The following is a 13547-nucleotide window of genomic DNA, read 5'->3' on the forward strand; positions in this document are numbered from 1 at the left end:
GCCCCGGCCCGCCGCACGCCGCTCCACCGCGCCCACCGGAACCGCCGGGACCGCCACCACGAACCCCGCCAGGCAGCCCCATCCACCGCCCCGCCGGTCCCGCGACAAGCAAGTGACCGGCCGGTAGGGTGGCGCCGCACGGGCCCGACGGAACGGGCCCGGCGAACCGGAACGGGGCGGTCGGATGGCCAGCGGCAGCGACACCAACGGCGAGGGCACGGGCTTCTTCACCTCGGTGGCGGACACCGCCGAGCGACTCGCCGCGACCGGCTACCTGGCCTCCACCGCCGTGGCCACCACCGTCTTCCTGGCCGACCGGCTCGGCAAACCGCTGCTGGTCGAGGGCCCCGCCGGAGTCGGCAAGACCGAACTCGCCAAGGCCGTCGCCGAACTGGGCGCCGCCCGGCTGGTCCGGCTCCAGTGCTACGAGGGCATCGACGAGGCCCGCGCGCTCTACGAGTGGAACCACGCCAAGCAGTTGCTGCGGATCACGGCCGGCCGCGACGAGGGCTGGGACCAGGCCCGCGGCGACATCTTCGGCGAGGAGTTCCTGCTCACCCGCCCGCTGCTCACCGCCATCCGCGGCGAGGAGCCCACCGTCCTGCTGATCGACGAGATGGACAAGGCCGACGTCGAGGTGGAGGCGCTGCTGCTGGAGGTGCTCAGCGACTTCCAGGTGACCGTCCCCGAACTCGGCACCATCACCGCGACCCGCCGTCCCTTCGTGCTGCTCACCTCCAACGCCACCCGGGAGCTCTCCGAGGCGCTGCGCCGCCGCTGCCTCTTCCTCCACCTCGACTACCCGGACGCCGAGTTGGAGCGCCGGATCGTCCGGCTCAAGGTGCCCGGCCTGGACGACACCCTGGCCGCCTCGCTGGTCCGGGTGGTCGGCGCGCTGCGCGCCATGGACCTGCGCAAGGCGCCGTCCGTCGCCGAGACCATCGACTGGGCCCGCACCCTGCTGGCGCTCGGCGCCGACACCCTGGACGACGCGGTCGTCCAGGACACCCTCGGGGTGATCCTCAAGCACCAGGACGACGTCCGCAAGGCCGCCCGGAAGCTCACCCCGGCATGACCGCCCCGGGCCCCGCCGACACCGCCGCCCGCCTGACCGGCCTGGTGCGTGCCCTGCGCGGGCACGGCCTGCGGATCGGCCCGGCGGAGACGGTGGACGCCGCGGCCGTGCTCGACGTGCTCGGCTTCGCCGACCGCGAGCAGATGCGGGCCGGGCTGGCCGCCGCCCTGCTCCGCGCGGAGGGCCAACGGCCGGTCTTCGACGCCTCCTTCGACCTGTTCTTCCCCCTCGGAGTCGGCACCCCCGAGGCCGTGCGCCATTCCCCGCCGCCGGTGCCCGCCGACCCCGAGCCACCCCGCTTCGGCCGCCCGGACCCGCTGCGCGACCTGCTGCGTGACCGACTGGCCGCCGCCCTCGCCGCCGACGACCGGGCCGCCCAGGCCCGGCTGGCCGGCGAGGTGGTCGAGGCCTTCGGCCGCTACGGCGCCGGCAGCACCCCCGGCTCGGACGGCTGGTCCGCCCACCAGGCGCTCGGCCGGCTCGCCCCCGAGACACTGCTCGCCCGGATCCTCGCCGCACTGCGGCAGCAGGGCCCGGAGGACCTCTCCGACCGCGTCCTCGCCGACGAGATCCGCCGCCGGATCCGGGACTTCCGCGCCCAGGTCGCCGGCGAGGCCCGCCGCCGGGTGGCCGAACTGCGCGGCCCCGAACGGATCGCGGAGCGCGCCGTCGCCCCCACCGCGGACCGGATCGACTTCCTGGCCGCCGGCCGCGAGCAACTCGCCGAACTCCGCCGCACCGTCCACCCGCTGGCCCGCAAGCTGGCCACCCGGCTGGCCGCCCGGCGCCGCCGCGCCGCCCGCGGCCGGATCGACCTGCGCCGCACCCTGCGCCGCTCGCTCGGCACCGGCGGGGTGCCGCTGCGCCCGGCCCACCGGCTGCGCCGCCCGGCCCGGCCGGAGCTGGTGCTGCTCTGCGACGTGTCCGGTTCGGTGGCGGGCTTCGCCGACTTCACCATGCTGCTGGTCCAGGCGATGAGCGAACAGTTCAGCAAGGTACGGGTGTTCGCCTTCGTCAACCGCACGGCCGAGGTCACCGACCTGCTGCGGCGCGACCGGGACGACCCGGCCCGGCTGGCCGCCCGCATCCTCACCGAGGCCGCGGTGACGGGCTACCACGGCAACAGCGACTACGGCTCGGCGCTCGGCGACTTCGCCGAACACCACCTGGACGCCGTCGGCCCGCGCACCTGCGTGCTGGTCCTCGGCGACGCCCGCAACAACCACCGCGACCCCAACACCCAGGCCCTGCACCGGATCTCCGCCCGGGCCCGCCGGGTCTTCTGGCTCAACCCCGAACGCCCCGAGCTCTGGGGCACCGGCGACTCCGCCGCCCCGGCGTACGCGGAGGCCGTGGAGATGCACTCCTGCCGCAACGCCCGCCGCCTCGGCGAACTGATCGCCCGCCTGCTGCCCGTCTAGGGGACGTCCACCGTGAACCCGGGTCGGGCGCCCGCGAAACGGTGGTACTACTGGGGCATGCAGGAAGAGACCGCACGCTCCGCGATCGACACGTTCATCTCCGCGTTCAACGCCTCGGACGACAGCTATGTGACCGCCCTGCTCCCCCAGGCCCTGACCTCGGACGTGGTCTTCTGGGGGCCGCTGGGCCGCAGCGAGGGAATCGCGGCGGTCGAGCGGTTCGTGCTGGACCTCCGACGCCACCCGGCGGGGACCGGCACGATGGTGCGCTGCTCGGCGGTGGACATGCCCGACGAATGGGCCCGCTACCAGTGGGTCTTCACCACGCCCGACGGCGGCCCCCGTCTGGCCGGAACGGACGTCGTCCACCTGCGGCGGAACCTGATCGACCAGATCATCGTCTTCGCGGGCGAGATCGAGCCGTTCACCCCCTGAGCCGCCCTCCCGAACCGCTGTCCCGGGACACCCGCCGGACATTCGCCGAACACCCGACCGCCCCCGTACCCGGGAGCCGGGTGCGGGGGCGGTCGGGAGGATCACCGTTCGCCGGTGGGGATCACCGGACGCCGGTGGGGGTCACCGGACGCCGATGTGGTCCGGGGCCGGGCCCGGTGCGGCGACGGACGGACGGGCGGCGTGCGCCGGCGGGTTCGCCGGGGTCGGCCGCAGCGGCCACCACAGCGAGCGGCCGAGGAGGGCCGCCAGCGCCGGGACGGTGACCAGCGAGAGCACCAGGGCCGAGAGCAGGATGCCGAGGGTCATCGAGAACGCGACCTGCTCGCTGCCCGGGGTGGTGGCCAGCGTCGCGAAGGAACCGGCCAGGACGAGGCCCGCGGTGGCGACGGCCGGGGTGGTGTGCCGGACGGCGCGGGCCACCGCGCTGCGCACCGAGCCGGGCCCGTGCATCTCCTCGCGGATGCGGTCGGTGATCAGGATGTTGTAGTCGGTGCCGAGGGCCACCACGAACAGGAACAGCACCAGCGGGAGGGTGAACGAGACCCCGGGCTCGCCCAGGCCGTGCTGGAACAGCAGGGTGGCGGCGCCGAGGGTCGCGGCGAACCCGAGGCCGACCGCGATCATCAGGACGACCGGGGCGAGCAGGCTGCGCAGGAGCAGCAGCAGGATCAGCGCGATCAGGCCGGCGGCGACCGGGAAGACCACGCTCAGGTCCCGGTCGACGGCCTTGGAGATGTCGGCGAACACCGCCGCCGTCCCGCCGACGTGCCCGCTCGTCCCGGCCGGGGCGTGCGCGGCGACCGCGGCCCGGACCGGTCCGGAGGCCAGGTCGCGGGCGTGCTGGCTCTGCGGGTCGGCGTTCAGGAAGAGGTCGATCCGGGCGGCCCGGTGGTTGTCGGCGAGCACGGGCCGGCCGACCTGGCCGACGCCCTCGACACCGCCCAGCGCCTTGGCGAGGCCGTCGAAGCGGGCCGCGTCCAGGGTGCCGCCGTCCTTGGCGACGAGGTAGACCGTCGTCGGGTCGGAGACGCCGGCCGGCAGCGCGCGGGCGATCTCGGCGGCGGTGGCGGACGCGGACGTGGTGGTGTCGTTGCCCATGCTGTAGTCCATCCGGAGCCCGACCGTCCCGGCGGCCAGCGTGCCGAGCAGGGCGACGGACGCGAGCAGCAGGGCCAGCGGGCGGCGGGCGACGAGGTCGCCGAAGCGGGCGGCGACACCCGGGCGCGGCGTGTGCCGCACGCTGCGGGAGGGCCAGAAGATCCCGCGGCCGCAGGCGGCGAGCAGGGCCGGCATCAGGGTGAGGCTGCCCAGCAGCATGACCAGCACGGCGACCGCGATGGCCGGGCCGAGCGAGCGGAACTGGCCGAAGCTGGCCACGCCCAGGGTGGCGAAGGCGGCGACGATGGTCAGCGCCGCGGAGGTGATCGCGGTGCCCACCCGGCCGGAGACCTCGGCGGCGGCCTCCCGGGCGGGCTGGTCGGGCCGGGCGCGCAGCTGCTCGCGGAATCGGAACAGCAGGAAGAGCAGGTAGTCGACACCGATGCCGAGCAGCACCACGGCGATCAGGCCGGGGGTGGAGGCGTCCAGCTTGAACCCGGTGAGGGAGGCCGCGCCGGCCACCGCGCCGCCGGCGACGCCACCGACCAGGGCGACCGCGAGCAGCGGCAGCAGGGCGGCCAGCACGCTGCGGAACACCAGCACGTTGAGCAGCACGATCAGCCCGGAGAGCAGGGCGCCGCCCACGGCCGCGGCGGTGCGGTTGGCCTCGGTGGTGTCGGAGGCCTGGGCCAGGCTGCCGGTGAAGCCGGTGCGCATGTCGATCCCGGCGTACTGGGCGCGGGCCTCGTCGCGGAAGGCCCGGTAGACGCTCTGGACGCCCTCCTCCGAGGCGTTGCCCTTCATCTCGACGGTGAGCAGCTCGAACGTCCGGTCGGGCGCCATCGTGGCGGGGGCGATCCGGGGCGTCTGGGAGTGGTCGGGGGTCAGGAAGGCCGGCTCGTCCTTCTTCCGGGGCATGGTGACCCGCTGCTCGGCGAGCTTGGCGGCCCGGGCCTCGATCCGCTGCTGGTCGGCGGGGCTGAGCGCCTTGCCGTCGGTCCGGGCGACCAGCACGGTGACGGTGGTGGCATCGGGCTTGATGCCGAAGTCCTCCTCGGCGATCCGCAGCGCGGCGGCCGAGTCGTAACTGCGGGGCAGGAACTCCCCGGTCTGGGACTGGGTCACCCGGGACATCAGCATCGGGCTCAGGAAGGTCAGTCCCAGGCCCAACACCGCCCACAGGGCGATGACCTTCCACGCATGTCGCGTGGAGAATCCGGTCAGTGCGCGGATCACATTTCCTCCGGTCGGTGGACGCGAACGTCGGCCTCCGGGCCGGCGTTTCCGGCCCAGGTCAAGACCATCAGTCCCGGGGGTGCCCGGGCGTCCGGGCAGCGGACGATCCTCGTGGGGGCCACACTCCCCCCGCCCGGGCCGGGACCGGGACCGTGGTCCTGGTCCCGGCCCGCCCGGCTCGGCCCCGGGGAGCACGAACGGACCGCCGGGCCGATGCCAGAATGGGGACGTCAGCGCTGATCAGCAGGGAGGAACCGGATGAACGGGCGGCAGCGCCCCGAGGCGGCCGCAGGCACCGACGGGCCGCGGGAGGAGCGGTCGGACGGGCTGCCGTGGAACCGCACCGACGCCATGGTGGCCGTCGGAGCCGGCAGCCTCGACCTGATCGCCTGGATGCTCATCGGCAAGGAGCACGGCGCCGACGCCATGAGCGTGCCGGGCTTCGCCTTCTCCGTCCTGGCGGCCCTGCCGCTGCTGGCCCGGCGCACCCGTCCGGTACAGGTGCTGGCGGCCGTGCTGGTGCTCCGGGCGGGGGCCGACTTCTTCGCCCCCGGCGGCCAGCACTTCGGCGCGGCCCTGACCGTGGCCCTGTACTCGGTCGCGGTGGCCCGCTCCGTGCCGGTCACGGCCGCCGCCGCCGCGGTGACGGGCCTGGCCACGACGCTGAGCCAGCTGCGCTTCCAGGCGCCGCTCTGGCAGGAGCTGGTCCCCGGCCCCTCCGCCGCCGCGATGGTCGGTGCGGCGGGCCTGGCGGTGGCCCGCTGGCAGCGCGAGGTGGCCGCCAACCGCCGGCTGCTGGCGGACCGCGCCGTCGCCGACGAACGCCGCCGGATCGCAAGGGAGTTGCACGACATCGTGGCCCACCACATCACCACCATGCAGCTGATGGCCGGCGGCGCCCGCGCCAACCTGGGCGATCAGGAGGTGGTCCGGGACGCCCTGGTCACCCTGGAGTCCTCGGGGCGGCTGGCGCTGCGCGAGATGCGCCAGCTGCTGAACGTGCTGCGGGCCGGTGACGAGCCGGAGGCCGCCGCCCCGCCGCTGCCCCAGCCCGGCGCGGAGGACCTGGAGCGGCTGGTGGCCGAGTCCCGGCTGGCCGGGCTGCCGACCGAGCTCACCGTCGACGGGGCCCCGCGCCCGCTGCCGCCGACCGTCGGGCTGACGGTGTTCCGGATCGTCCAGGAGGGCCTGACCAACGCCCGCAAGTACGCCGGCCCCGCCCGGGCCTCCGTCCACCTGGCCTACCACCCGGACCGGGTGGTCGTCGAGGTGCGGGACGACGGCGTCGGCGGGCCCCCGCCGGAGGCCGCCGGCCGCGCCGGGTACGGCCTGCTCGGCATGCGCGAGCGGGTCGCCCTGCACGGCGGCACCCTGGCGACCGGCCCGCAGCCGGGCGGCGGCTTCGCCGTGACGGCCGAGCTGCCGCTGGCCACCGCCGAGTCGGCCGAGGCGGCCGTCCAGCAGGGGCAGGCGGTCCGATGACCGACCCGACGACCCCCGTGCCGCACACCGCCCACCCGGCGGACCCCGCGCAGGGCACCGCCCACCCGACGGATCCTCCGCAGGACCCCGGCGACCGCGCGATCAGGGTGCTGATCGTGGACGACCAGCCGCTGGTCCGCCGCGGCCTGTCGCTGATCCTCTCCCCCGCCCCGGGCTTCGAGGTGGTCGGCGAGGCCGAGGACGGCGCCCAGGCCGTCACCGCCGCCCTGCGGCTGCGCCCCGACGTCGTGGTGATGGACATCCGGATGCCCGTCCTGGACGGCGTCGGCGCGACGGCGGAGCTGTCCCGGGTGCTGCCCGGCTGCCGGGTCCTGGCGCTCAGCACCTTCGACATGGACGAGTACGTGGTGGCCGCGCTGCGGGCCGGCGCCCACGGGTTCCTGCCCAAGGACGTCTCCCCGGAGGAGCTGGGCTCGGCGATCCGCACGGTGCACGCCGGCGAGGCGGTGGTCGCCCCGCGGCTGCTGACCCGGTTGATCTCGGCCTACGTCCGGGCTCCCGTCACCGCCGTCCCGCCGCCGGTCGCCGAGGGGACGGCCGACCTCACGCCCCGGGAGGTCGAGGTGTGGCGGCTGATCGCCACCGGCCTCGACAACGCGGCGATCTCGCTGGCCCTGGAGATCAGCCAGTCCACCGTGAAGAACTACATCACCAGCATCTTCGGCAAGCTCGACGTCCGGGACCGCGCCCAGGCGGTGATCGCCGCGTACGAGTCCGGCCTGGTCACCGCCGGGACGGGCGGTGACCAGGCCGGCTCCTGAGGGTCAGCCCTCCAGGCCCTTCAGGAACTCCAGGAGCGCCGCGGTCACCTCGGCCGGGCGCTCCTGCTGGGTCCAGTGCCCGGTCTCCGGCAGCCGTACGTGCCCGCGCAGCTCGGGCAGCCGGCCCAGCAGGTAGGCCAGGGCCTCCGGCGGCACCATCGCGTTGACCAGGTCCTGGTCGCCCGCGATGTACAGGGCCGGCACCTCGACCGTGACCCCGGTGAAGGCGGCGAGCAGTTCGGCGTTGCGGTCCAGGTTGCGGTACCAGTTGAGCCCGCCGGTGAAGGCCCGCCCGCCGTGCGGCGCGTAGTCGGCCGTGAAGGCGTCGAGGTCGGCGTCGGTGAGCCAGTCCGGCAGCCGCTCGGGCTCGGGGACGGTGTCCAGCAGGGCCTGGCCCTCGGGGATGATCCACGGACGCGGCTTGCCGTCCGGCTGGAGGCCGCACAGGATGCGCCGCAGGCTGGACTTGATGTCGGCGGCCAGCTCGGCGTCGGCCCGGCCGGGCTCCTGGAAGTAGAGCTGGTAGAAGCCGTCACCGAAGTTCTCCCGGGCGGCGGTCAGCGGCGGCGGCCCGCCCACCGGCAGCGGCGGGACGCTCAGCCCGACGACCCCGCGCACCAGGTCCGGCCGCAGCGCGGCGGTGGCCCAGGCGACCGGCGCGCCCCAGTCGTGGCCGACCACCACGGCCCGCTCCTCGCCCAGCGCCCGGATCAGCGCGGTGACGTCGCCGACCAGGTGCAGCAGGGAGTACGCGGCCACGTCCTCCGGCTGGGAGCTGCGGGCGTACCCGCGCTGGTCGGGGGCGACCACCCGGTAGCCGGCCTCGGCGAGCGGCCCGAACTGGTGCCGCCAGGAGTACCAGCTCTCCGGGAAGCCGTGCAGCAGCAGTACCAGCGGCCCCTCGCCCTGTTCCGCGAGGTGCAGCCGGACACCGTTCACCTCGACCTGGCTGTGCTTGATCGCGTCGTTCAACTCCCGCTCCTGATCTGCTCGGTCGGATCCTCGCGTCCCTCCTGCCCGCTGAACGCGCCGGTCACTCCGGTGGGTTCCGGCCCCGGCCCGCACAAGCAGCCGAGGCCGCCCCGGAACTCCGGGGCGGCCTCGGCCGGTACCTGCGCGCTGAACTGATTGAGCGTCAGTTCACCGTGTAGCTGTACGGGATCGCCGCGAGCACCGAACCGGTGGTGCCGAGGCTGTTGTTGGCGGTGGCCACGAAGGTCGGGCCGGACACCAGGTAGAGCACACCCTTGACCGTGCTGCCCTTCGGGCCGGTCGGGGTCACGGTCACCTGCAGCGAGCCGGTGGTGCCGGGGGCGACGGTCACCGGGGCGGCGGCCGGGGCCGAGGCGTTGACACCGGAGGCGAACGGGTCACCGGTGCTGGAGGTCAGCGCCGGGTCGAAGGCCTGGGTGTGCGCGGTGGCGGTGATGGTGGAGGTGCCCTTCGGGGCGCCGGCCGGACCGAACGGGCCGATCTGCTGGACGAAGGTGCTCCAGGAGCCGGGGACGACCGGCTGCTCGGCGGTGCCCTTGTCGGTCACGGTCGAGATGGCCGAGCCGTTCTGGGCCTTCTTCAGGTCACCGAAGAGGTCCGGCGAGGCGGTGGTGGCGCTCAGCTCGATCTGCGCCGGCGTCGAGGACGCCGCCACGGCCTTGAGCTGGTCGGTGCCCGGGGGCACCAGGAAGCTCGGCACCGAGGAGGTCAGGCTCAGCGGCAGGTTGACGCTGGCCGAGGTCCCCTGCGGCACCAGCGGCAGGTCGACGCGCTTGTCGAGGCGGCCGTCGGCCGCGATCGACTGGGTGGCGACCGTGTTGTTGGTGTAGTTCACGTTGACGGTGACCGGCTTGCCGGCCGCCAGCTTCGTCTTGGCGTCGTTCGGCAGACCGGCCGCGGTGGCCTGGTTCTGGTTGAACGCGATGGTGCCGGCGAAGTCCTGGGCGAGCTCCTGGCCGCTGACCGGGCCGAGCACGTTCAGGACGAAGCGCCAGTGGCCCTCGGCCGGGTTGACCGTGGTGGCCGAGACGCCGTTGGCGGAGCCGGTGACGTTGCCCTGGGCGTCGAAGAGGGCGTTGCCCTCGATGTCGACCGGGGTGCCGTTCGGGCTGATCAGCGCGCCCTGCATGAACAGGTTCGCGTCCTTGGCGACGGTGACGCCGACCCGCAGGTCCTTCTGGCCCTTCGGGACGTCGAAGCCGTAGGCGAACATCTGGGTCGGCGAGGAGCCGCGGCCGTTGCCACCGGTGATGGTGCCGGTGAAGGCGCCCTGGCCGTTGGTGACCGGGACGAGGCTGCGCAGCACGACCGGGACGCTGGTGCTGTTGCCGTTCGAGCTGGAGACGACGACCGCCTCGCTGCTGTCACCGCTGGTGGCCGGGGTGGTGAGCTGGACCTTGAGGGTCTTGGTCTCACCGGGCTGCACGTCGGTGCTGCTCGGGCTCACCGCGCCGGCCGGGACCGCACGCTGGGTGGAGGTGCCGAGCTGGACGTCACCGGTGTAGCCGGCCTTGCCCGCCGGGGTGTAGAGGACCGCGGTCCACTCACCGGCGACCGGGTGCGGGACGTCCACCAGACCGAAGTTGGACGGCGTGGCGCCGCCCTGCGGGCGGGTGTTGGTCTCGAAGCGGCCCGACGGGTCGAGCAGCGTCATGCGGACCACGGGGCCGTTGGTGACCGGGTTCGGGCCGCCGTGCCAGGCGATCGACGCCGCGAGGCGGTCGGCACCGGCCGGAACCGTGAACTTGACCTGCTTCTGCACCCAGTCCGCACCGTTGGTGGCGTACTTGAAGGTGTCGGTGGAGGCCGAGTCCAGCTTGACGGTCTGCTGGTTGTTCGCCAGCGGAGCGAAGCTGCGGGTGGTGGCGCTCACCGTCTGCGGCTCGTCACTGGTGTTGGTGACGGAGACGTCGGTGGTGTGGGTCGAGCCCGGGGCGCCGGAGATGTTCACCTGGCCGGTGTTCACCACGACGGTGCTGGCACCGTCGGTGCCGTCGCCGTCGTCGTAGCCGCGGGCGGCCTCGACGGCGGCCCGGACGTTCAGCAGACCCGCGCCCTGCTCCTCGGCCGGGACGCCGAGGTCGGTGGCGGTGCCGGTGATGAACTTCTTCACCAGCGCCGGGGACGGCGAGTCGCCGCCGTGGGTGTCGCGGTAGGCCTGGATGACCAGGGCCGCGGCACCGGTGACGAACGGCGCGGCCTGGCTGGTGCCGCCGAAGGGCTGGATGTTCGCGCCCTTGCCGTTGTAGTTGGTGCAGTCCGCGTACTTGGTGGTGTCGGCGGTGCACAGCGCCCAGTCCGACTCGCCCGGGGCGACCAGGTCGAGGGTGCGGCCGGCCATGGTGAAGCCGCCCGAGGAGAGCGCGGAGATCCGGCTGTTGTTCCAGGTCCCGTTGGAGAACTTGGTGGCCGCGTAACCGGTCTGCTGGTAGTTCTGGTTGTCCGTCGACGCGCCGACCGAGATCACGTACGGGTCGGTGGCCGGGGTGCCGATGGTGCCGCTGAGGCCCGCGTCACCGGTGGAGACGGCGATCGTGACACCGGCCTTGACGGCCTGCTCGTTGAAGAGCGCGATGGTGTCGTGGGCGCCGCTGTCCGGGGTGACGTTGCCGCCGAAGGACTCGTTCAGCACGTCCACGTGGGCGACCCGCACCGCGTAGTCGATGGACTGCAGGATCGACGAGTTGGACATCATCTCGCCGCCGGCCTTCAGGGCGACCAGGTCGGCGTCCGGGGCGAGGCCGCGGATCTTGATGTTGCAGCCGGCCGGGAGCGGGTGCGCGGCGTTGACGAACTGCGAGACGTCGTAGGTCTGACGGCCCTGGGCGATGACCGCCGAGGCGTCGCCGAAGGCCTCGGCGCCACCGCTCGGCGCGTTCCAGCCCTCACCCGAGAAGTCCTGGTAGTCGACCACGGCGTGCGAACCGTCGGCCCGGATGAAGTCCGGGTTGTTCGGGTCGAGCGCGTCGGCGATGTAGGCGACCTTGACGCCCTTGCCGGTGGCCAGGTTCTCCACGCCGGGCTTGCCGTTGCCGGAGTAGGCGTGGACCGAGTAGAGGCCCTCGGGCTCCAGCAGCGGCTTGGTCGGGTCGGAGGGGCAGACCGTGTTGGTCGCGTTCTCCTGGACGCCCTGGCCGTTGCTGCCCGAAACGGCCTGCGACGAGTCGCCGGACGCGCCGGAGGTCGCGGCCGTGGCGTCCGCCTTCTTGGCCGCGGTGCTGGGCACCGGGGCGACCTGCACCTGGGTGTCCGCGACCACGGCGGCGACCGCCGGGTCGGACTGCAGCGACGCGCGCAGAGCCGGGCTGACGGTCGCCGAGAAGGCGTTGCCGACCACGAAGCTCTTGACGTCGGTACCGCCGCTGGCCTTGACCTTCTTCAGCAGCGGCGCCTGCGAACTGGCGGTCTTCTGCTGGCGGGCGCCGAGGTGGCCGTGGTCGGCCGGGGCGTCCGCGATCTGGTCCTTGAGGATCACGATCACCGGCGCCGGCGCCCCGTCCGCGGACGCCTGGGCGTTCTGCGGATCCTGGGCCGGAGCTGCGCTGGCGATGGTCCCGAGGCTCAGGACCATGGAAGCGGCGGTGACGGTGACGGCGGCTGCTAGCTGGGTCTTGCGCCAGCCGATCAATGGACATCCTTTCGTCTGATGAGACGTCAGGTTGCACGGCTGAGCGTACCCGGATCCTGGTAGGACGCGTGGTCGCTCCGGACCGCGCGTCCCGACAGCGGTCGCATTCCAGCGCATCCGCCACGACCACGACAAGGGGTTAAAACCCCATCAGAAAGTAAAAATGACCATCGGAAAGTAAAATACACAGTATAAATCCAGTCGGGTCCGCCCCTTTTTCACCGATCAGAGCCGGTCAGAGAACGGTGAGAACTGATCGTTCCCCCGGCAAAGAGCGACGATGGCGAACTCTGGCCACAGGCGGAACATCGCCATCTTCTGCCCACTTGTCGACATCGCGACCCCTCTTCCCCGTCGATCGGGGTCGAAACAGCGCACGACGGGGTGCAGCGGGGTGCCCGGCGAGGCGTACGGCGAGGTGCCCGGCAAGCAGAACGTCCGAACGGGCCGCAGAGTTCACCGGTGCGTCAGGAGTTCCCGGCCGGCCGCTCCCGGGCGTCCGCCAGGTCCTCGGCCGTCGGCGCGTCGTCCTGGGTCAGCCGGTGGCGCCAGTACCCGGTGAAGTCGATGTTCTCCTTCGGCACCCCCTCGCACTCGATCAGGCACCGGCGCATCGCCCGCACCGCCCCGGCCTCCCCCGCCAGCCAGACCAGGGGCTCGCCGCCCGGCAGCACGGTGTCCCGGAACTCCTCGGCCAGCAGGCTGCCCGGGGCCGCACCGTCGCGGTACAGCCAGCGCACCTCCAACTCGGCCGGGCTCACCAGCTCCTGACGCTCCGCCCGGTCCGCGACCTCGATCCAGAGGTACGCCCGCTCCCCCTCCGGCAGCGCCTCCAGCAGCGTCGCGATGGCCGGCAGCGCGGTCTCGTCGCCGGCCAGCAGCAGCCAGTCGACGTCCTTCCGGTCCCCGCTGAACGGCACCGCCGGGGCGTACAGCTCGGACGGGCCGACCATGCCGAGCCGGTCCCCCGGCGCGGCCCGCAGCGCCCAGGCGGCGGCCGGGCCGGTGTCGCCGTGCAGCACGAAGTCGATGTCGATCCGCCGGGTGCCGGGGTGCCGGCGGCGCAGGGTGAAGCTGCGCAGCACCGGGCGCTCGGCCTCGGGGATCGCCAGGTGGGCGTGGTACCAGCCCATCGGGTCGTCCTGCGGGGCGGCCAGCAGCGGCTCGCGCTGACCGGGGCGCGGGAAGCAGAGCTTGAGCTGCTGGTCGGGCGTGCCGCCCACGGTGTCGGCCAGTTCGTCGGCCTCGAAGGTGATCCGGGCGGTGCGCGGCGTGATCCGGTCGACCGCCACGACCTCGACGTAGCTGACGGGCAGTGTCATCGCGAAACCCCTTTGCGGTGGAGTCCTGATACCTTACGGCATAAAGAGTTGCTG

General features: G+C 73.6%; 9 protein-coding genes. 5 read left to right on the top strand and 4 right to left on the bottom strand.

Annotation, left to right across the window (positions count from 1 at the left end; genetic code table 11):
• Nucleotides 1-184: 184 nt before the first annotated feature.
• The 3 genes from AB0O91_RS20700 to AB0O91_RS20710 are packed head-to-tail and all read left to right on the top strand — an operon-like array spanning nt 185 to nt 2931.
• Complete coding sequence (locus AB0O91_RS20700; protein ID WP_363435155.1) at nt 185-1075, top strand: MoxR family ATPase; 891 nt, start codon at nt 185-187, stop codon at nt 1073-1075.
• Nucleotides 1072-2496, top strand: coding sequence for a VWA domain-containing protein (locus tag AB0O91_RS20705; RefSeq protein WP_363435157.1), 1425 nt, complete (start codon nt 1072-1074; stop codon nt 2494-2496). The genes AB0O91_RS20700 and AB0O91_RS20705 overlap by 4 nt, the downstream gene beginning before the upstream one ends.
• Nucleotides 2497-2553: 57 nt before the next feature.
• Nucleotides 2554-2931: a nuclear transport factor 2 family protein gene (locus tag AB0O91_RS20710; protein ID WP_363435159.1), complete on the top strand. Its 378-nt coding sequence runs from the start codon at nt 2554-2556 to the stop codon at nt 2929-2931.
• Between the two features lie 141 nt (nt 2932-3072).
• Here AB0O91_RS20710 and AB0O91_RS20715 read toward each other — a convergent pair whose 3' ends face one another.
• Nucleotides 3073-5286 carry an MMPL family transporter gene (locus AB0O91_RS20715; RefSeq protein ID WP_363435162.1) on the bottom strand — a complete coding sequence of 738 codons (2214 nt, stop codon included), beginning with the start codon at nt 5284-5286 and terminating at the stop codon, nt 3073-3075.
• A 258-nt stretch (nt 5287-5544) separates the two neighbouring features.
• On the opposite strand from AB0O91_RS20715, the gene AB0O91_RS20720 reads away from it, so the two are divergent.
• Complete coding sequence (locus tag AB0O91_RS20720) at nt 5545-6768, top strand: sensor histidine kinase (RefSeq protein ID WP_363435165.1); 1224 nt, start codon at nt 5545-5547, stop codon at nt 6766-6768.
• Entirely contained in the window at nt 6765-7550 is a 786-nt protein-coding gene (locus AB0O91_RS20725) for a response regulator transcription factor (protein ID WP_363435168.1), read from the top strand. Before AB0O91_RS20720 ends, AB0O91_RS20725 begins: the two co-directional genes overlap by 4 nt.
• Before the next feature lie 3 nt (nt 7551-7553).
• Here the strand turns inward: AB0O91_RS20725 and AB0O91_RS20730 are convergent, their stop codons facing one another.
• The 3 genes from AB0O91_RS20730 to AB0O91_RS20740 all read right to left on the bottom strand — a co-directional run bounded on the left by AB0O91_RS20730 (nt 7554) and on the right by AB0O91_RS20740 (nt 13493).
• Complete coding sequence (locus AB0O91_RS20730; protein ID WP_363435171.1) at nt 7554-8522, bottom strand: alpha/beta hydrolase; 969 nt, start codon at nt 8520-8522, stop codon at nt 7554-7556.
• A 163-nt stretch (nt 8523-8685) separates the two neighbouring features.
• A complete protein-coding gene (locus AB0O91_RS20735) occupies nt 8686-12171 on the bottom strand; it encodes a S8 family serine peptidase (RefSeq protein ID WP_363435174.1) in 3486 nt (1161 codons plus the stop codon).
• A 467-nt stretch (nt 12172-12638) separates the two neighbouring features.
• Nucleotides 12639-13493 (bottom strand): siderophore-interacting protein, encoded by an 855-nt coding sequence (locus AB0O91_RS20740; RefSeq protein WP_363435177.1) that lies wholly within the window; start codon nt 13491-13493, stop codon nt 12639-12641.
• Nucleotides 13494-13547: the final 54 nt, after the last annotated feature.

This window comes from Kitasatospora sp. NPDC089797, from assembly GCF_040684795.1.
Classification (GTDB): domain Bacteria; phylum Actinomycetota; class Actinomycetes; order Streptomycetales; family Streptomycetaceae; genus Kitasatospora.

What these genes read in the sequence shown, in the direction of transcription:
- AB0O91_RS20725 (WP_363435168.1), top strand. Translation starts at nt 6,765, where the DNA reads ATGACCGACCCGACGACCCCCGTGCCGCACACCGCCCACCCGGCGGAC.
- AB0O91_RS20700 (WP_363435155.1), top strand. Translation starts at nt 185, where the DNA reads ATGGCCAGCGGCAGCGACACCAACGGCGAGGGCACGGGCTTCTTCACC.
- AB0O91_RS20720 (WP_363435165.1), top strand. Translation starts at nt 5,545, where the DNA reads ATGAACGGGCGGCAGCGCCCCGAGGCGGCCGCAGGCACCGACGGGCCG.
- AB0O91_RS20705 (WP_363435157.1), top strand. Translation starts at nt 1,072, where the DNA reads ATGACCGCCCCGGGCCCCGCCGACACCGCCGCCCGCCTGACCGGCCTG.
- AB0O91_RS20710 (WP_363435159.1), top strand. Translation starts at nt 2,554, where the DNA reads ATGCAGGAAGAGACCGCACGCTCCGCGATCGACACGTTCATCTCCGCG.
- AB0O91_RS20740 (WP_363435177.1), bottom strand. Translation starts at nt 13,493, where the DNA reads ATGACACTGCCCGTCAGCTACGTCGAGGTCGTGGCGGTCGACCGGATC.